The organism is Kribbella jejuensis (genome assembly GCF_006715085.1).
Lineage (GTDB): Bacteria > Actinomycetota > Actinomycetes > Propionibacteriales > Kribbellaceae > Kribbella > Kribbella jejuensis.
Window position 1 is genome coordinate 338,379 of record NZ_VFMM01000002.1, and the last position, 18,188, is coordinate 356,566.

Annotated in this window: 14 protein-coding genes; 6 read left to right on the top strand and 8 right to left on the bottom strand. The window is 69.3% G+C overall.

What is annotated here, in order from left to right:
* Positions 1-140 precede the first annotated feature (140 nt).
* Positions 141-3,407, top strand: coding sequence for a S8 family peptidase (locus FB475_RS21570; protein WP_141858383.1), 3,267 nt, complete (start codon positions 141-143; stop codon positions 3,405-3,407).
* 59 nt (positions 3,408-3,466) lie between these two features.
* Here FB475_RS21570 and FB475_RS21575 read toward each other — a convergent pair whose 3' ends face one another.
* Positions 3,467-4,459 (bottom strand): malate dehydrogenase, encoded by a 993-nt coding sequence (locus FB475_RS21575; RefSeq protein ID WP_141858384.1) that lies wholly within the window; start codon positions 4,457-4,459, stop codon positions 3,467-3,469.
* A 190-nt stretch (positions 4,460-4,649) separates the two neighbouring features.
* On the opposite strand from FB475_RS21575, the gene FB475_RS21580 reads away from it, so the two are divergent.
* Positions 4,650-5,747, top strand: a complete 1,098-nt coding sequence (locus FB475_RS21580) for a glycerophosphodiester phosphodiesterase (protein WP_141858385.1) — start codon at positions 4,650-4,652, stop codon at positions 5,745-5,747.
* A gap of 957 nt (positions 5,748-6,704) precedes the next feature.
* A complete protein-coding gene (locus tag FB475_RS21585) occupies positions 6,705-7,511 on the top strand; it encodes a spermidine synthase (protein WP_141858386.1) in 807 nt (268 codons plus the stop codon).
* A 291-nt stretch (positions 7,512-7,802) separates the two neighbouring features.
* Here FB475_RS21585 and FB475_RS21595 read toward each other — a convergent pair whose 3' ends face one another.
* On the bottom strand, positions 7,803-8,321 hold the full coding sequence (locus tag FB475_RS21595; protein ID WP_185759386.1) for a helix-turn-helix domain-containing protein: 519 nt from the start codon (positions 8,319-8,321) through the stop codon (positions 7,803-7,805).
* 58 nt (positions 8,322-8,379) lie between these two features.
* On the opposite strand from FB475_RS21595, the gene FB475_RS21600 reads away from it, so the two are divergent.
* Positions 8,380-9,243 (top strand): MOSC domain-containing protein, encoded by an 864-nt coding sequence (locus FB475_RS21600; protein ID WP_141858388.1) that lies wholly within the window; start codon positions 8,380-8,382, stop codon positions 9,241-9,243.
* Between the two features lie 1,401 nt (positions 9,244-10,644).
* Entirely contained in the window at positions 10,645-12,327 is a 1,683-nt protein-coding gene (locus FB475_RS21605; RefSeq protein WP_238332091.1) for an IS1182 family transposase, read from the top strand.
* On the opposite strand, the gene FB475_RS38160 is transcribed toward FB475_RS21605, so the two are convergent.
* The 3 genes from FB475_RS38160 to FB475_RS21620 form a co-directional block, all read right to left on the bottom strand.
* Positions 12,299-13,906, bottom strand: coding sequence for an HNH endonuclease signature motif containing protein (locus FB475_RS38160; RefSeq protein WP_141858390.1), 1,608 nt, complete (start codon positions 13,904-13,906; stop codon positions 12,299-12,301). The genes FB475_RS21605 and FB475_RS38160 overlap by 29 nt on opposite strands.
* Before the next feature lie 128 nt (positions 13,907-14,034).
* Positions 14,035-14,505, bottom strand: coding sequence for a lamin tail domain-containing protein (locus tag FB475_RS21615; RefSeq protein WP_141858391.1), 471 nt, complete (start codon positions 14,503-14,505; stop codon positions 14,035-14,037).
* Positions 14,506-14,621: 116 nt separating this feature from the next.
* On the bottom strand, positions 14,622-15,383 hold the full coding sequence (locus FB475_RS21620; RefSeq protein ID WP_141858392.1) for an MBL fold metallo-hydrolase: 762 nt from the start codon (positions 15,381-15,383) through the stop codon (positions 14,622-14,624).
* An 82-nt stretch (positions 15,384-15,465) separates the two neighbouring features.
* Between FB475_RS21620 and FB475_RS21625 the strand changes: the two genes are divergently transcribed.
* Positions 15,466-16,419 (top strand): GlxA family transcriptional regulator, encoded by a 954-nt coding sequence (locus FB475_RS21625; protein ID WP_141858393.1) that lies wholly within the window; start codon positions 15,466-15,468, stop codon positions 16,417-16,419.
* Here FB475_RS21625 and FB475_RS21630 read toward each other — a convergent pair.
* From FB475_RS21630 to FB475_RS21640, 3 genes are all read right to left on the bottom strand, one after another.
* Positions 16,395-16,655 (bottom strand): hypothetical protein, encoded by a 261-nt coding sequence (locus FB475_RS21630; protein ID WP_141858394.1) that lies wholly within the window; start codon positions 16,653-16,655, stop codon positions 16,395-16,397. The two genes, FB475_RS21625 and FB475_RS21630, sit on opposite strands and share 25 nt — an antisense overlap.
* A 74-nt stretch (positions 16,656-16,729) precedes the next feature.
* Positions 16,730-17,515, bottom strand: a complete 786-nt coding sequence (locus FB475_RS21635; RefSeq protein ID WP_238332326.1) for a CAP domain-containing protein — start codon at positions 17,513-17,515, stop codon at positions 16,730-16,732.
* A 23-nt stretch (positions 17,516-17,538) separates the two neighbouring features.
* Positions 17,539-17,721: a hypothetical protein gene (locus FB475_RS21640; protein WP_141858396.1), complete on the bottom strand. Its 183-nt coding sequence runs from the start codon at positions 17,719-17,721 to the stop codon at positions 17,539-17,541.
* Positions 17,722-18,188 lie beyond the last annotated feature (467 nt).

Consider the following 18,188-nt stretch of genomic DNA (forward strand, 5'->3'; position numbering starts at 1 on the left):
GGCAGGAACCTGCCGTGGCAGCGGGTTCGGGCAACCTTTCGGTCGGCTCCGGACATCTACCGGTGAGTGGTCGCGCGGCTCCGCTCTGTAAGTGGTCCAGCGCGACCCCATGTGAGGACAACGATCGGGAGGGACTCATCGTGGTAGCCACACCACGATCGAGGCGCTTCGGCCTAGCCGCCGTCGCCTCGGTCGCCGCTCTGGGGCTCGGGCTGTCCGCCCCGGGCCAAGCATCAGCCGGACCGCAGACCCCACCAGCCGCGAAGCCGAAAGGATCCGACCGCAGCATCACGCTGATCACAGGCGACCGGGTCACCCTGCAGGGCGGCGACCCCGCCCGCGCGACGATCCAGCCCGGCAAGGGCCGGACCCATGTTGCGTTCAGTTCGTACCGGCAGAAGGACCACCTGTACGTCGTACCGTCCGACGTCCGCGCGCGGCTCGCCGAGGGGAGGCTGGACGCCCGCCTGTTCGACGTGACCGGCCTGATCAAGGACGGGTACGACGACGCCGTGCCGCTGATCGTGACGTACAAGGGCAGGCGGGCCGCCGTACCGGGCGCGCGTCAATTGCCCGCGATCAACGGCGCCGCGCTGGCGGCGACGAAGGACTCGAAGGTGCTGGACGACGCCGGCATCGACAAGGTCTGGCTGGACGGCAAACGCCAGGTCACGCTGGACCAATCGGTCCCGCAGATCGGCGCGCCGACCGCCTGGAAGGCCGGCTACACCGGCAAAGGCGTCCCGGTCGCGGTCCTCGACACGGGCATCGACAAGTCGCACCCGGACCTGGCGACCCAGGTCGTCGGGATGAAGAACTTCACCGACTCCCCGGACGGCGATCACTTCGGCCACGGCACCCACGTGGCGTCGACGATCGCCGGTACGGCGGCCGCGTCGAGCGGCAAGTACAAGGGCGTCGCACCGGACGCGCGGCTCTACGACGGCAAGGTCTGCGACGACGGCGGCAGCTGCCAGGACTCCGCGATCGTGGCCGGGATGGAGTGGGCCGCGAAGGACGTCAAGGCGAAGATCGTCAACCTCAGCCTCGGCAGCACCGACACCCCGGAGATCGACCCGCTCGAGGAGGCGGTGAACCGGCTGACCGCCGAGACCGGCACGTTGTTCGTGATCGCGGCCGGCAACGACGGTCCCGGCGAGCGGACGATCGGCTCGCCCGGCAGCGCGGAGTCCGCGCTCACCGTCGGCGCGGTCGACAAGCAGAACGGGCTGGCCGACTTCTCCAGCCGCGGTCCGCGGATCGGCGACGGGGCGGTGAAGCCGGACATCAGCGCGCCCGGCGTCTCGATCGTCGCGGCGAAGGCGCAGGACTCCGTGATAGGCGAGCCGGTCGGCGACCGGTACCTCCGGCTCGACGGTACGTCGATGGCGACCCCGCACGTCGCCGGGTCGGCCGCGATCCTCGCCCAGGAACACCCGACCTGGAAGGCCGCCGAGCTCAAGGGCGCGCTGATGGGTTCGGCCAAGCCGGCCGCGGACCAGACCGCGTTCGAGCAGGGCGCCGGACGCGTGGATGTTGCCAAGGGCATCAAACAGACCGTGATCGCGGAACCCGGCGACCTCTCCTTCGGTACGGCGGTGTGGCCGCACGGCGACGACACACCGGTGACCAAGACGCTGACGTACCGCAACCTCGGCGACAAGGCCGTCACGCTCAAGCTGGCCGCGAACCTCAACGCTCCGGACGGCGCGCCCGCTCCAGCCGGTGCGCTGAGGCTGAGCGCGACCACGGTGACCGTTCCGGCCGGTGGTACGGCGTCGGTCCAGGCGACCTCGAACACCAAGCACGACGGCGCCGACGGCCTGTACTCGGGCCGGATCACAGCGACCGGCGGCGACGTCAGCGTCACGTCCGGAATCGGTGTGGAGAAGGAGAAGGAGAGCTACAACCTCACGCTGAAGGCGATCGGCGTCGACGGCAAGCCGACGGCCTTCGACGGCGTACTGCTGGGGCTGAGCCAGAACCTCTTCCAGTTCATCGGTGACGGTAGCGAAACGCTCAAGCTGCGGTTGCTGAAGGGCGAGTACTTGGTGCAGAACAGCCAGTTCGTCGAGAAGTCCGACGGCAGCGTCGCCAGCTACGGCCTCGTGCAGCCGTCGATCCAGCTCACGAAGGACACCACGGTCGTGTTCGACGCGCGGACGGCGAAACCGGTCAAGGTGACCGTGCCGCAGGTCGGCGCCAAGGCGGCCCTCGCCGACGTCGGCTTCGACCGCGCGTCCGCGGACGGCGCGTACGGCCTGAGCTATGCGGGCTTGTCGTTCGGCTTCGACGACATCTACAGCGCGCAGGTGGGATCCGCTGTCCTGCCGCCGGCGCAGTTGACCGGGCACGTCGCGTCGCAGTGGGCGCAGCAGGACGCAGAGGGCAGCTTCGACAACTCGCCGTACCTCGTCGGTCAGGCGAACTCGTTCCCGGGCGTCTTCCCGACCGGGTTCATGCGCGCGGTGAAGCCGACCGAGCAGGCCGCGGTCGCGCAGGCCGTCAACGCCACCAGCGATCACCCGCTCCAGCGGATCGTGCAGGGTGTGGCGCCGGGCATGAGCGGCGGTTGGGCGATCGTGCTGATGTACGGCAAGGCGCCGCTGACCACCACGCTGTACGCCGACGCCAAGCCGGCTCGCTGGCAGACCGAGGTGGACGAGGTGGTGCCGAGCACCGATCCGAACAACCCGTTCCCCGAGACGCTCAGCACGCTGCTGTCGCCGTCGACGGCGTACCGCGCCAAGCCGTACCGCGAACGGTTCAACGCGGCGGCGTTCACGACCGCGCCCGGCGAGGCGGTCCGTACCGGCGGCGACCTGTACCTGTCCGCGTACGGGCACGCCGACGCGGACGGCAACCGTGGCTTCATCGCCGCCGACTCGCAGTCGAGCAAGCTGCTGCACGACGGCAAGGTTGTCGCGGAGTCGCCGTACTTCGGTTACATCGAGGCGAGCGGTCTGCCGGCGGCGAAGACGGCGTACACGCTGGAGTCGACGCAGACGCAGTCCGCCGGTCCGTCGTCGACCAGGATGGACCTGCGCTGGACGTTCACGTCGGCGGCGACCTCTACCGCGACCAGGCTGCCGTTGCTGGGGATCCGTTTCCAGCCGAAGGTGGACGACCACAACCGGGCCGTGCGCAAGCCGATCACCGTGCTGCCGGTGGTGGTCGACCCGCAGGACGGGCAGCAGTTGCCGGCGATCCGGAAGCTGACCGTGCAGGTGTCCGGCGACGACGGCAAGACCTGGCACAACGCCGCGGCGGTGCCGATCGGCCACGGCCGGTACACGGCGATCTTCGAGACCCCGGCCGGTTCGTCGATCTCGGTGCGCTCGCACCTGGCCGACGGCTCCGGGAACCAGACGGACCTGACGGTGGTCAGGGCGTACCAACTGCGGTGAGAACGGCGGAAGGCCCCCGGGATCTGAACTGGTCCCGGGGGCCTTCTGTTCTGCTGGTGTCAGCCGATCAGGCCGAGGTCCTTCACCGCGTCGCGCTCCTCGCCGAGCTCGGCGGTCGAGGCGTCGATCTTGCCGCGGGAGAACTCGTTGATGTCCAGGCCCTGGACGATCTCCCAGTTGCCGTCCTTGGTGGTCACCGGGAACGACGAGATCAGGCCCTCGGGTACGTCGTACGAACCGTCGGAGACGACCGCCATCGAGGTCCAGTCGCCCGCGGCGGTGCCCTTCAGCCAGTCGCGGGTGTGGTCGATCGTGGCGGCCGCGGCGGAGGCGGCCGAGGACGCGCCCCGGGCCTCGATGATCGCGGCGCCGCGCTTCTGCACAGTCGGCAGGAAGTCGTTCTCCAGCCAGGCCTGGTCGTTCACGACCTCGGCGGCGTTCTTGCCGGCCACTTCGGCGTGGAAGATGTCCGGGTACTGGGTCGCGGAGTGGTTGCCCCAGATCGTCATCTTCTTCAGGTCGGTGACGTGCACGCCGGCCTTCTTCGCCAGCTGCGCCAGCGCCCGGTTGTGGTCCAGCCGGGTCAGCGCGGAGAACCGCTCGGCCGGGATGTCGGGCGCGTTGCTCTTCGCGATCAGCGCGTTGGTGTTCGCCGGGTTGCCGGTGACGGTGATCCGGATGTCGTCGGCGGCGTGGTCGTTCAGCGCCTTGCCCTGGACGGTGAAGATCGCGCCGTTGGCCTCCAGCAGGTCACCGCGCTCCATGCCCTTCGTCCGCGGCCGCGCGCCGACGAGCAGCGCGACGTTGACGCCGTCGAACACCTTGTTCGGGTCGTCGCCGATCTCGATCCCGGCCAGCGTCGGGAACGCGCTGTCGTCGAGCTCCATCACGACACCCTCGAGGGCCTTCAGCGCCGGGGTGATCTCCAGCAGCCGCAGCTCCACCGGGGTGTCGGGCCCGAGCAGCGCACCGCTCGCGATCCGGAACAGCAGGCTGTAGCCGATATTCCCCGCGGCCCCGGTAACGGCCACCTTCACCGGTGTAGTGCTCACGACTCGCTCCTTTGTGCTTTGTGGTGCTTGGGACGCTAGCAAGCCACGTGCTCGGTACCAACGCTGGGGGCGGGGCGATTACCTCACACCCCGATGGATCGTTCACCGATCGGCCATCCGGCGTACCTGATGAGGCCGACGCCGTGCCTGAGGGTGAGCTGAGAGTCCCCTGACGTGTGAGGAGTACCTGATGAAGCTGTCCCACCGGTGGTTGCCGGTCGCGGCGTTGGCGGTCGCGGCGGCGATCGCCGTACCTGCCTCGTCTCCTGTTGCTGTTGCCGGTCAGCACGACGCATTCGTGATCGTGGGTCATCGGGGCGCGTCCGGGTACCGGCCCGAGCACACGTTGGCGTCGTACGAGCTGGCTGCCCGGATGGGGGCCGACTTCATCGAGCCGGACCTGGTCAGCACCAAGGACCACGTGCTGGTCGCCCGGCACGAGCCGGAGATCGGCGGTACGACGGACGTCGCGAACCACCCGGAGTTCAAGGACCGCAAGAAGACGAAGGTGCTCGACGGCGTCGCCACCACCGGCTGGTTCACCGAGGACTTCACGCTGGCCGAACTGAAGACACTGCGCGCGGTCGAGCGGATTCCGGCGATCCGGCAGCACAACACGGTCTTCAACGGGCGGTACCAGATCCCCACGTTCCAGGAGGTCATCGACCTGTCGAAGCGGCTGTCCAAGGAGCTCGGCCGGCCGATCGGCATCTACCCCGAGACCAAGCACCCGACGTACTTCCGCGCCCAGGGTCTCCCGCTGGAGCCTGAGCTGGTGAAGGCATTGAACCGCAACGGCCTGAACCGGCGCGGCGCCAAGGTCTACGTGCAGTCCTTCGAGGTCGGGAACCTCAAGGCGTTGCGTCGCGAGCTGCGGGTCCCGCTGGTGCAGCTGACCAGCGCGAGCGGAGCGCCGTACGACTTCGTGGTCTCCGGCGACAAGCGCACGTACGCCGACATCGTCAGCGCGGCCGGTCTGCGCGACGTCGCGACGTACGCCGATGGTGTCGGTCCGTCGAAGGACCAGGTCATCCCGGTCGACGCGACCGGCAAGCTCGGTACGCCGACCGCGCTGGTCGCGAACGCGCACCGGGCCGGGCTGGTCGTGCACCCGTACACGTTCCGCGTCGAGAACACGTTCCTGCCGGCCGAGTTCGACAGCTCGGCGGTCCCGTCGGACGCGGGCAACCTGTTCGCCGAGATCGCGGCGTACCGCCGCGCCGGCATCGACGGCCTATTCACCGACAACACCGACGTCGCGGCAGCCGAGGACCGCGAGACCAGCTAACTGCTGAACCGGCAGGTGCTGCCGCGGAGGGTGATGCCGCGGCGAGTGCTGCACACCCGAACCAGGTACCCAGGCGCAAGGTGGGGTCGGGAGTGGGTTGTTGGGGGTGCGCCGCGGCGAGTGCTGCCGCGGAGGGTGCTGCGGCGGGTGTTGCCGCGGAGGGTGCTGCGGCGGGTGTTGCCGCGGAGGGTGCTGCGGCGGGTGTTGCCGCGGAGGGTGCTGCGGTGGAGGGTGCTGCGGTGGAGGGTGCGGGGCGGAGGGTGCGGGGCGGAGGGTGCGGGGCGGAGGGTGCTGGGGCGGCGGGTGTTGCCGCGGAGGGTGCTGCCGCGGCGTGTGCTGCTCGGAGGGTGCTGCGGTGGAGGGTGCTGCGGCGGAGGGTGCGGGGCGGAGGGTGCTGGGGCGGAGGGTGCCGGGGCGGCGGGTGTTGCCGCGGAGGGTGCTGCGGTGGAGGGTGTTGCCGCGGAGGGTGCTGCGGTGGAGGGTGTTGCCGCGGAGGGTGCTGCGGTGGAGGGTGCTGGCGCGGAGGGTGCTGCCGCGGAGGGTGATGCCGCGGCGAGTGCTGCCGCGGCGAGTGCTGCCCGGAGGGTGTTGCCGCGGAGGGTGCTGGGGCGGAGGGTGCTGGGGCGGAGGGTGCTGGGGCGGAGGGTGCTGGGGCGGAGGGTGCCGGGGCGGAGGGTGCCGGGGGAGCCGGAGGGTGTTGCCGCGGAGGGTGCTGGGGCGGAGGGTGCTGGGGCGGAGGGTGCCGGGGCGGAGGGTGCCGGGGCGGAGGGTGCCGGGGGAGCCGGAGGGTGTTGCCGCGGAGGGTGCTGGGGCGGAGGGTGCTGGGGCGGAGGGTGCCGGGGCGGAGGGTGCCGGGGGAGCCGGAGGGTGCTGCGGTGGAGGGTGCCGGGGGAGCCGGAGGGTGTTGGGGCGGAGGGTGCTGGGGTGGAGGGCGGGTCGGTGGGCGAGGATGGGCGGGTGGAACGTAGGACTGCCTCCGGGCTCGCCAGCGTCGAGGCGCAAGCCGACGGCACGTTCGTACTGCGGGTCGACGGGACGCCGCAGTCCCAGGTCGACCTCGCGGATCCCGCCCACCTGCCGTTCGAGTACATGCGCCGGATCGGCGACGTCATGGACGCGATCGCGCCGCGACGTCAGCCGATCGCCGTCGTCCATATCGGCGGCGCCGCCCTCAGCCTGCCGCGGTACGTCGCCGCGACCCGGCCACGCTCGCGCCAGATCGTCCTCGAGCCGGACGAGGACCTGACCGAATTCGTCCGCGAGACGCTGCCGCTGCCGAAACGGTCCGGCATCAAGGTCCGCCCGGTGACCGGCCGGGCCGGGATCGTGGAGCTGTACGACGACTCGATGGACGTGGTGATCCTCGACGCGTTCGAACACGAGGCGGTACCCGCGAACCTCGTGACGTCTGAGTTCTTCACCGAATGCGCCCGCGTCCTGCGCCCGACCGGCGTACTGATAGCCAACCTGATCGACGGCCAAGCCGGCCTACCCTTCATCCGCCGAACAGCCGCGACAGTCCTCTCCACCATCGGCCCCGGCGCAGTCCTGGCCGAACGAAAAATCCTCCGCGGCAAATCCTTCGGCAACGTCATCCTCGTAGCCTCCCCCCACCCCCTCCCCACCCTCACCGATGCCGGCCGCCAAGCCCAGCCCCCGTACGACGTAGCCCCCCTCACCGAACTGGCCGGAAAAGCCAAACCCCTAACCGACGCCGACTCCTACCCCACCCCCCAAGCCCCCGCCGCAGTCTTCCGCACCTAACCCCCCCGCCGCCCACCTGTCGTCGCCCATCTGCTGCGCACCAGCCGGCGCCCACCTACGGCCCGCATATCTGGTGCCAGCCAACTGCTGCCGCGCACCTGCCACCGCCCACCTGCCACCGCCCACCTGCTGTCGCCCACCTGCTGTCGCGCACCTGCCACCGCCCGCCTGCCACCGCGCAGCAGCCGCCTGCCACCTACGGCCCGCCCATCTGGTGTCAGCCGCCTGCCGCCGCGCATCTGCCGCCCGCTCCGCGCCTATGACCGGTCGGTGGGTGCATGCTGGTCGCGTTTATCGGATGGTGGCTGGGGTTCGTTCGGTTGTGCTGAGACGCGACAGTGTGCGGGCTACGGCGGAGCGTTCGGCTGGTGTGCCGCCGACGGAGCGGACGAGGTGGTCGAGGCGGTCGCGGCTTGGGAGGCGGGTGCCTCGGAGCCAGGCTTGAATGGTCGCGCGCGGAATGCCGGTGGTCTGCTGGAGGGTCCGCAGCGAGCGCGGCCGGGTGAGTACGGCGACAGCAGCGCCCAGGTGCTCAAGGGTTTGGGCGTGCTCGAGCAGAGCGACCACGTCGCGCGGGTCGCGCGCGGCCTCCTCCCAGCGCCGGCGCCATACCGGCATCAGATCCGCGGGTACTCCGCAGCCCGTCAGGTACGCGGCCGCCACCTCCCACGTCGGCAGTTGCTTGCCGCTGGTGGCGCGGATGAGATGCGCATGGGAGTAGTGCGCCCGCTCCGCCAGCTCGCGGTACGTCAGCCCAGCATTCCGCCGTACCCGTTGCAACGCGTCAGCGAACTCTTCGACATCCTCCACGTATTCAAACATAACTCAACATGATTCAACAGAGCAAGCGCCGGTTACGCTTGACCACGTGTCTGTCGCGAAGGTTGCCGCCTTGAACTACTACCCGGTGAAAGGCCTCGCCGGGATACCCGTCGACTCCGCCGAAGTCGGCCCGACCGGCCTGCTGAACGACCGCCTGTTCATGCTCGTCGAGCCCGACGGCACGTTCCTCAGCCAACGCAAACTCCCCGCGATGGCCACGCTGCAGGCCGCGGTGAACGGCGGTACCCTCCGCCTCTCCGGACCGAACGACCCCGAGCTCGAGGTCGACATCCGGTACGACGGAAAGCGCCGCGACGTCAGCCTCTTCGGCAAATGGTTCGGCCAAGGTGTCGTACAGGACCCGGCCGCCGACGCGTGGTTCACCGAGCGTCTCGGCGTACCGGCCGCGCTGGTCCGGGTGACGCCCGAGCATGAACGCCCCGGCTGGGGCGCACACCGCGGCTTCACCGGGTACGGCGACGCGCACGCGCTGATGATCACGTCGCAGTCGTCCCTCGACGGCCTGAACGCCCGCATCCTCGAACACGGCGGCAACCCGATCCCGATGAACCGCTTCCGCCCGAACATCGTCATCGCCGGCTGGCCCGACGCGCACACCGAGGACTCGGTACTCCGGATGACCGCCGGCACCGTGGAAATCGGCTACTCCGCCCGCGGCATCCGCTGCGCTGTACCAACCGTCGACCAGTCCACCGGCACCAAGTCCGGCCCCGAACCGACCCGAACCCTGGCCACCTACCGCCGCGAACCCACCTACGGCGGCGGCGTCAGCTTCGGCATCAAAGCCGCCGTACTAACCCCCGGCACCATAACCGTCGGCGACCCGCTGACGGTCCACGAATGGATCCCCCCAAACACAGACCCAGCCCCCGCCACCCGCACCCCCTAACAACCAACCACCCCCAAGGAAGAGCTACCAAGCAGCCACCCGAGAAAGAGCTGACAGCCGAGCACCTACGCGAGGACGGGCTGGCAACCGAGCACCTACCCGGGGAAAGCTGCGAGGTGATGTGCTCCGTGGGAACAGTTGGCTGGCGGGGAAGTGGCGGCGGAGGACCTGGCAGCTCGTCACCCCGTGGATGTAAGGCCGAGGACCGGGCTGTCGCCTCGTCCGGCTGTCCGTCTTGGAGGAGGTCGGCGCGCTTGCAGGCGCCATCGTCAGCCCGCAGGCCCACCGGCTGGCCGGCCCGCAGGCCCGTCGGTCAGTCAGCCGATCAGCCAGCAGTCGGTCACAGAGCAAGTCGGCTAGGCAGCGCTGTCGGTTTGCGCAATCCAGGCAGGTGTCGCCGGCAGGGCAGCCCATCAGTCAGCCAGCAAGTCAGCCAGCAAAGTCAGCCAGCAAAGTCAGCCAGCAAAGTCAGCCAGCAAAGTCAGCCAGCAAAGTCAGCCAGCAAAGTCAGCCAGCAAGTCGGCTCGGGGGCGCCGTCGGTGGGGCAGTCCGGGCAGGTGTCAGCCGGCGAGGCAGCCCGTCAGTCAATCAGCAAGCCAGCAAGCCAGCGAGCCAGCCAGCGAGTAAGCCAGCGAGTCAGTCGGCCAGCAGGTCGGCCCGGGGGGCGGTCGGTTGGGGCAGGCCGGGCAGGTGTCGGCCGGCGAGGGAGCCCGTCGGTCGGTCGGCCAGCAGGTCGGCCCGGGGGCGGTCGGTTGGGGCAGGCCGGGAGGTGTCGATCGGCAAGGGGGCCCGTCAGTCAGTCAGTCTGCACTTCGGTCAGTCAGCGAGTCGGCCCGGGGGCGCCGCCGGGGGCCGCGGAATCCGGGGAGGTGTCAGCCAGCAGTCAGTCCATCACTCAGTTTCTGGAAGCGGAGCGGGAGGTGGGGTGGTCAGATGGTCGCGAAGGATGGGGGGTCTGTGGTGGGGGTGGTCGCGGGGGGTCCGTTCCAGACTGCGAAGCGGGCGGCTTCGGTGTAGGTGGTTGGGTTTGCGCGCCAGCGGCTGGGGATGGTGGGTGCTGGGTGGGCAGGGCTGTTTTGGCCGGGGGTGTCTGGCCACGGGTTGGGTGTTGGTGATTTTGAGTGCGGGGGATTGGGGGGTGGTGGGTTGGGGCTCGGGGTAGGCGGGGGCGGGGGGTCTGGGGTGGTGTGGGGTTTGAGGGGGTTGATTGTGGCTGGTCTTGGGTGGGGCAGGGGTGGTGGGTCGGCCCAGGTGGGGCGGGCTACTTGGGGGTGGCCGTTGGTGAACGTGATGGTCCAGCGGTCGTTGTGTACGTCTACGTGGTGGCGGCGGCACAGTAGAGGCTGTCGCACGAATCGCGCGCCTGCGGGGTCTGGCTGGGGTTTCGCGGGAGTATTTGGTGTGGCTGTGAATGTGCGTTGTGGCGACGTGGATCAGTTGATGTTGATGCCGCCTTCGGTGCGGGAGTGGCTGCCTGGGGATCATCTGGCGTTCTTCGTGCTGGACACGGTGGCCGAGCTGGATCTGGCGGAGTTCTTCGCGGCGTATCGGGCTGACGGGCGGGGTGGTTCGGTCTACGACCCGGCGATGATGCTTGCTGTGTTGCTGTACGCGTATTGCACTGGTGAGCGGTCTTCGCGCCGGGTCGAGCGGCGTCTGGTCGAGGACGTCGCCTATCGGGTGGTGGCGGCGAACCAGCAGCCCGATCACGCGACGATCGCGCGGTTTCGGGCGCGTCATCAAGAAGCGATTGCCGGGTTGTTCGGGCAGGTCCTTGGTTTGTGTGTGAAGGCCGGTCTGGTTGATGCCGGCGTGGTCGCGATCGACGGCACCAAGATCGCCGCGAATGCATCGTTTTTCGCCAACCGCGAAGGCAAAGCCCTGGCCAAGGAACTCACTGCGATGGCCGAGCACAGCCAGGCCGGCCAGATGGATCCTGGCGATCTGGTCGATGCGGCGCGTGAGGTCGCCAAGGCGGTCTTGGCCGAGGCTGCCGCGGTCGATGAGGCCGAGGACGCTGAGCATGGCGATGCCCGCGGCGACGAGCTTCCCGTCGAGTGGGCGGGAGGCCGGGATCGTCGGGCCCGGATCCGTGCCGCGCTCGATGAGCTGGAGTCGCAGAAGTCGCGCGACTACGAGTCCCGGATGGCTGAGCGCGCGAAGAAGGAGGCCGGGCTGGGACGAAAGCTGACCGGCCCCAAACCCAAGGAAGACGCCGCTCGGCGCTCGAAGCCGCGGCGGGCCAACACCACCGATCCGCACTCGCGGATCATTGCTCAGGCGTCGAAGGGTGTCATGCAGGGCTACAACGCCCAAACAGCTGCCACGACTGCTCAGATCGTGGTCGCGGCCGAGGTCACCGCAACCACCAACGATCAACCCCACTTCGTGCCGATGGCCACCGCGGTGAGCGAGAACCTGACCGACGCCGGACACAACGACGGGGTCGGGGCGTTCGTGGCCGATGCCGGTTACTGGACGGCTGCGAACGGCACCACCGGTGTTGGTGCCGAGGTGCTCATCGCGACGAAGAAACCCTCATGGCGCAAGGCAGACAAGCCCGACGACGACAAGCTCGCGGTCCTGGCCAAGGTCAACCGTGGCGAGTTGTCACAACGCAAGGCCGGCGAGATCCTCGGTGTCTCCTACACCTGGGTGCGGGACATGACCAAGCGGTACTTCGGAAACGACGGGCAACGCATCACCCGAAGCGCCGAACCCGAACCCGCCGAATGGATCCCGGTCATCGAACAAGTCGCCCGCGGGGAGATGTCCAAACGCGCCGCCCGCGACGAGCTCACCGTCTCCGACACCCGCATCAACGCAATGCTTGCCCACGTCCGCGGCGAAGCCACCGATCCAACGGTCGCCCGCAAAACGATGGACACCAAACTCGCCGACCCCGGCAACGCCGAACTCTACAAGCAACGGGCCTCGAGCATCGAACCCGTGTTCGGCAACATCAAGCACAACCTCCGATTCCGGCGCTTCGCCCGCCGCAGCCTTCCGGCCGTGCACAGCGAATGGCGCCTCATCTGCACCGTCCACAACCTCCTCAAACTCCAACAAGCCACCCCCGCCTGACCGGCAGGGGCAGCACCCCCGGACCGCCGAACACACGACCAACCCCCGGCCCCGAGGATTCGCGCGACAGCCTCAGTAGGGCGAGGTTGGTGATTGCTGTGATGCCGCCGTCCAGCCAGTGGATCAGGTGGTGGGCGTCACACATGATCGGTGGGGCGCCGCAGACTAGGCAGCCGCGGTCGCGGGCGTTCAGGGCTCGGCGGATGTGCTTCGTCACCAGGCGTTCGCAGCGGCCGACGTCCAGGGGTTCGGAGTTGGAGCCTAGGACGATCGGGATGATGCCGGCGTCGCAGGCCAGTCGCCGAATGGCGGCCGCGGACAGGCCGTTGCTGTAGACGGTCTGGCCGATCGCGTCCGCGGTGGCGGTTTTCAGGTCGTCGAGGTCGATGGTGACGGTGATGTTCGCCTTTGCGCCGTACCCGGGCACGCACTCTCCGCGCCGAGAAGCCTGTGGATCCGCCGCATTCGCGGAGCAGTCGGTCGTTGGAGCGGCCATCGGTTCATCTGTCGGCGGAGGAGTTGCCGCTGTGTTGGTGTCCCACGCGGCGGCGGCGACGCTCAGGGCGGTGGAGAGGGCGTCTGCTTGGCGTTTGTCGCGGGAGCGGGGGTCTTGTTCGCCGTCGGGGGTCTTGTGGGGGCGGGCGCCGGCGTGGACTATGGCGCGGAGGAGTTCGGCGTTCTCGTTGGCCAGGAAGCCCTTGAACTTCACGCCTCGGTCGGCTGCGGTCAGTGTGAGGGATTCGCGGGCGGCGGCTTTTTGCTCTTCGGGTTCGGGGCCGTCGGAGTCCAGTAGGTCGCAGACTTCCCGGGCCGCGGAGCGCAGTTCGGCCGGTGACATGTGCAGCGCCAGTCCGACGAACTGCTCCTCGACGACGTCCAGGTGCTCGACCGGTACGCGCGAACGGACCCGCTCCAGCTCGGAGACGATCGCCGCCGCCTGCGCGGTTCGCATCGGGCGAAATGCACGCGGCCCGGACCCGCTGACCGAGGCATTGGCACCGCCGTCGCCGAGCTGCGAAACGCCGGTGCCCTCGGGAGTGCCGGTGTCGCTGGGGGCGACCGCACAGTCAAGGTCACCAGGGCCGTCAAGCGCGGCGGGGCGGTCGAGGGCCGCGGGACGGTCAAGGGCGACGGTGCCGTCGAGAGCGCCGGTGTCGCCGGGGGCGACCGCACAGTCAAGGGCGACGGGGCGGTCAAGGTCACCGGAGCCGTCAAGGGTGGCGGGGCCGTCAGCGGCTACGTGGTCGTTGGGGTTGTCTGGGGTGGCGGCTTCGGTGGGGGGTTCGATGCCGTGGGTGAGTGCGTCGGAGATGGCGTTGTACCTGGGCAGGGCTTTCGCCAGGCGTACGTCGCGCCAGGTCTCGGCGCGGTCGCGGCGGTAGCGCTTGGAGACCAGTTCGACAGCGTCGCGGGCGCCGACCTCCTGGGCGTAGCCGGTGTCCTCGATGCGGGCGATCAGCTGTACCCGGAGGTGCTCGAGTGCGTTGATCTCGGCGTCCACCGCGTCGAAGGCAGGCAGGAGCTCGGCGTCGCTCAGCGACACCACCGATCGCCCATCCAGGACGCCGAGAATCTCCATGCCCGCAACGTTACCCACGCCCTCGGACAGTTTTCAAAGCCGGATCCCCTTGTTTCCAAGGGGATCCGGTCATCCACGATGTCAAGCCCAATCTTGCGTTCTGTGGATATTGCCTAAGGCAACGATTCTCAGCAGCCGACGCGGTACCGGCCGGTGACTGCCTTGTAGGTGCAGGTGTCGAAGGTCTTGCCGGCCGGGGTCTGGAAGCGGGCGGTGTCGCCGGTGTTGTTCCAGACGTACCAGCTCTGGTTCCAGTACAGGGTCAGTGCACGGTTGCGGTTCTTGCCGGTACGGACGATCACCGTCGACCGGCCCGGCAGTACGTACCCGCGGGGAAACACGAACAGGTGGTTCGCCGCGTCCAGCACGCGGAACCCGGACAGGTTGATCGGCCGCGAGCTGATGTTCCGGACCGTGAAGAACTCGTTGTTGATCTGCGCGTTGGTACGGGTGTCGGTGCCCGGTGGGTCGTACTGGATCCCGCTCAGCACGACGGTGATCGCCGCGTCGGCCGTCAGTGGTGCGAGTACCGCGGTACCGGCCAGCACCACTGCGGCCGTGGCGGCGGAGAAGAGCGTGCGAAAACGTCGTACGAACACAGGAACTGGTCCCCTTCGGCAGTGGGCCGATGTCCCCCCGGCCCGATGAAGTCAAGCTGCCGGTTCCCCCCGGCGGTCGGCCACGCTAGCCGTCACGCTCCGTACTCGTCAAGCCCTCAAGCAACCGTTTTCGGAACGCCGTGCGTCAGCAGTTCGACGCGGTCCTCCAGGCCGGCCTCCCGGAAAGCGGCCAGGAAACGTTCCGGTCCTTCGGTGAAGTGCGTCCAGCCCTCGGTGTGGACGGGCACGATCCGCGCGTCGCCGAGGATCCGGGCGGCCTCGACGGCGTCCTCGGAGGCGAGGGTCAGGTTTGCTCCGTTGAGCAACGGCGTACGAGCCGCGCCGGCGAACAGTACGGCGACGTCGATCGGCGCGAACCGGTCAGCGATTTCCTTCACGTGACCGAGCGATGCGTTGTCCCCGGAGACATAGACGGTCGGCAGACCCTCGCCCTGCAACACGAAACCGGTGACGAAGCCGAGAACGGCCTCGGCGCCGTCCGGCCCGTGCAGCGCCGGTACGCCGGTCACCGTGACGACGCCGCCGTCCGGCCGCCGGAGCTCGATCGACTCCCAGTTCTCCAGGCCGCGCACGCCCTCGATGCGCAGCGCCGCGCCGGGCGTCGAGAGAACGGTCGGCACCGACGGCAGCAGTGCGCGGCCGGAGTCGTCGAGATTGTCCTTGTGCTCGTCGTGGGAGAGCAGTACGACGTCGACCGGGCCGAGGTCCGCGGCCGGGATCGCCGGGCCGGTCAGCTTGGTCATCACCCGCCCCGGAAGCTGGTAGTCGCGGGGCTCGTCGAACGCCGGGTCGGTCAGGAAGGTGAGGCCGCCGAGGTTCAGGACGGCGGTCGGGCCGCCGATGTGCGTGATCTTCATGACCACGATCCTCGGTCCCGGCGACCTGTCTCACCATTGGCCCGGGAGCCATAGTTTCCGAAGATCGGGCCATACTGGTCTCATGCGCAGCGTCGCGATTTTCGCGTACCCCGGGATGAGCCCGTTCCACCTCGCCGTACCGTGCCTGGTCCTCGGCGAACGGCGCGGCCTCCCACCGCGGTACGACGTACAGGTGTGCGCCGAGGAGCCGGGGTCCTTCCCGACCAGCGCCGGCTTCGGGATCACCGTGGATCAGGGGCTCGACGCGATGGAGACAGCCGACGTCGTCGTACTGCCGAGCTGGGAGCCCGGGCTGGTCGCATCCGACGTACTGCTCGACGCGATCCGGCGTGCGCACGCCCGCGGCGCGACCGTCGTCGGGTTGTGCGTCGGTGCCTTCCTCGTTGCGGAAAGCGGCATCGCGGAAGGTCGCGAGGTCGTGACGCACTGGCGGTTCGCCGACGAACTGCGGTCGCGGTACCCGTCGTTGAAGGTCCGGGCGGACGTGCTGTGGTCGGATCAAGGTGACCTGGTGACCTCGGCCGGTACGGCGTCCTCCTTGGACTGCTGCCTGCATCTGGTGCGGCGGCATCACGGGTTCGAGGTGGCGGAAAAGGTTGCCCGTGACATCGTCGTGGCGCCGCATCGGAGTGGGTCGCAGGCGCAGTACATCCCGGTACCGGTACCGCCCGACCCGGACGACGACGTGATCGAGAAGGCGATGGTATGGGCGCGGGAGCGGCTCGACCAGCCGGTGTCGCTCGACGAGTGGGCCGGGGCCGTCGCGCTGTCCCGGCGTACGTTCACGCGGCAGTTCCGGGCGCGGACCGGGAGTTCGGGCCAGGCCTGGTTGTTGCGGCAACGGCTGGACCGGGCCCGATTGTTGCTGGAGACAACCGATTTGTCAGTCGAGCGGGTGGCGGCAGAAAGCGGTTTCGGAAGCAGTGACACGCTGCGGCACCATTTCCATACGGTGCTCGGTACGACGCCACAGCGGCATCGGCAGGAGTTCTACAGCAGTGCGAGCAGGATGTAGACCACCGGCGCCGCGAACGTGATCAGCAGGATCCACGCCATCATCTTGTGGCCGGGTTTTCCGCGGTCGAGGGACGAGGCGAAGTAGAGGACGGCGCCTTCTTCGGTGTGCCGGCTCAGACCCATCCGCCGCGCCTCGTCCGGCCGTGGATCCGGCCGCTCCTCGGCGAACGCGTCCGGATGGATCCCGAAGTGCGCCGGCCCGGCCCGATCCACATCATCACGCTCGGAAAACATCCAGCCTCCCGCAGGTTGGTGGACCAGGTCCTCCAATCATGTTCGCACCAACCGGCGGGAAGAGTGCCGCAGTATTACGAGAAGTTCGCCACCCACACGTTGCGGTCGGTGTAGCCCAGGCACCCGATGATGATCGGGATCGTGCACCGCTGCGCCGTGCCGAACCCGACACCGAGGGTTGTGAGACCGCAGTTCAGGACTGTGCTTCGGCTGTTCGACATGAGGTTGTTGTAAGCCTGCTGGGCGGTCATCTTGTCGCCGCCGGCGCCGATCTGGGAGCCCGACGGGTCGTTCATGCCGCTGCCCGTCTTCGCGCGGCTGCCCGCAGTCGCCTCGGCGCTGTTGGTGAGGCTCGGGTCCTGTAGCAGCCGACCGCAGCCGTTGTTCACTCGCGCGTTGTCGATGAGGTCGAACAACTGCTTCTCGTTGGCGTCCATACCGCCGTCGACCGGCGGTGGGGGTGGCGGGGTTGTCGTTGTCGGGGGCGGTGTGGTCGGGGTCGGCTTGGAGGTGACGGTCCCGCCTGGAGACGTCGGCGCGGTGGTCGGGTCGGTCGACGTGGGGGCCGAGGTCGGGGCGGACGTCGGGACGGTCGTCGACTCGCGGGTCGGGGCGTCGGTCGGGATGTTGGTGGGGCTGCCCGTCGGGGTTGCCGAGGGGGCGGCGGTCGGGGTGGTGGTCGGCGTGACCGGCGGGGTTGCGGTCGGCGTGGTCGTTGCTCGGGTCGACGGGGTTGCTACGGCTGCCTTGGTGGTCGGGGTGGGGTACGTGTCGTCCGTACGCGTGACCATCGGGATCGAGGCGTCCGCCGGGTCGTTCTGCGGTTGGTGCAGGAGGATCCAGGAGATGGGCGTGATCACCAGCAACACCGAGGCGACAGCAATCACCGTCCGCCGCCCGCGAGCAGCCCGCCCACCAGCCGCCACCCGAGCCGCACTCCGCCGCCCGGGCCGTCCAGTCCCGCGGGTCCCTGACCCACCGGTCCCAGACCCACCGGTCCCAGACCCACCGGACCCGGAGCCGCCGCGTCCGCCACGGCTACGGCCGCCAGCAGCAACATGCTCACCGTCACCACCAGCCGCCCATGCGGAACCAGCAGCCGAGCCGTCGGAGCCGGCAGTCGCCGCGGATACCGCGGCACCAGTCGCGGCGCTGTAGGCGGTGCGGGTGGCTGTGGGCCTTGTGTCGGGGGCAGCGGGTGTGCCGGAGCCGGTGGCTGACGTACCTGCGTCGGCTGCTGCGCCGTACGTGCGCTGTGCAGCTGCCGGTGCTGTGTGGGTGGCTGTGGGCCTTGTGTCGGGGGCAGCGGGTATGCCGGAGCCGGTGGCTGACGTACCTGCGTCGGCTGCTGCGCCGTACGTGCGCTGTGCAGCTGCTGGTGCTGAGTGGGTGGCTGTGGGCTCTATGTCGGGGGCAGCGGGTGTGCCGGAGCCGGTGGCTGGCGTACCTGCGTCGGTTGCTGCGCCGTAGGTGGGTTGTGCAGCTGCCGGTGCTGTGTGGGTGGCTGTGGGGTTTGCGTAGGCGCCGAGGGCG

Excerpts from the sequence above, each read along its gene's own strand:
- FB475_RS21580 (WP_141858385.1), top strand. The coding sequence starts at position 4,650 with ATGAAGCTGTCCCACCGGTGGTTGCCGGTCGCGGCGTTGGCGGTCGCG.
- FB475_RS21620 (WP_141858392.1), bottom strand. The coding sequence starts at position 15,383 with ATGAAGATCACGCACATCGGCGGCCCGACCGCCGTCCTGAACCTCGGC.
- FB475_RS21625 (WP_141858393.1), top strand. The coding sequence starts at position 15,466 with ATGCGCAGCGTCGCGATTTTCGCGTACCCCGGGATGAGCCCGTTCCAC.
- FB475_RS21630 (WP_141858394.1), bottom strand. The coding sequence starts at position 16,655 with ATGTTTTCCGAGCGTGATGATGTGGATCGGGCCGGGCCGGCGCACTTC.
- FB475_RS38160 (WP_141858390.1), bottom strand. The coding sequence starts at position 13,906 with ATGGAGATTCTCGGCGTCCTGGATGGGCGATCGGTGGTGTCGCTGAGC.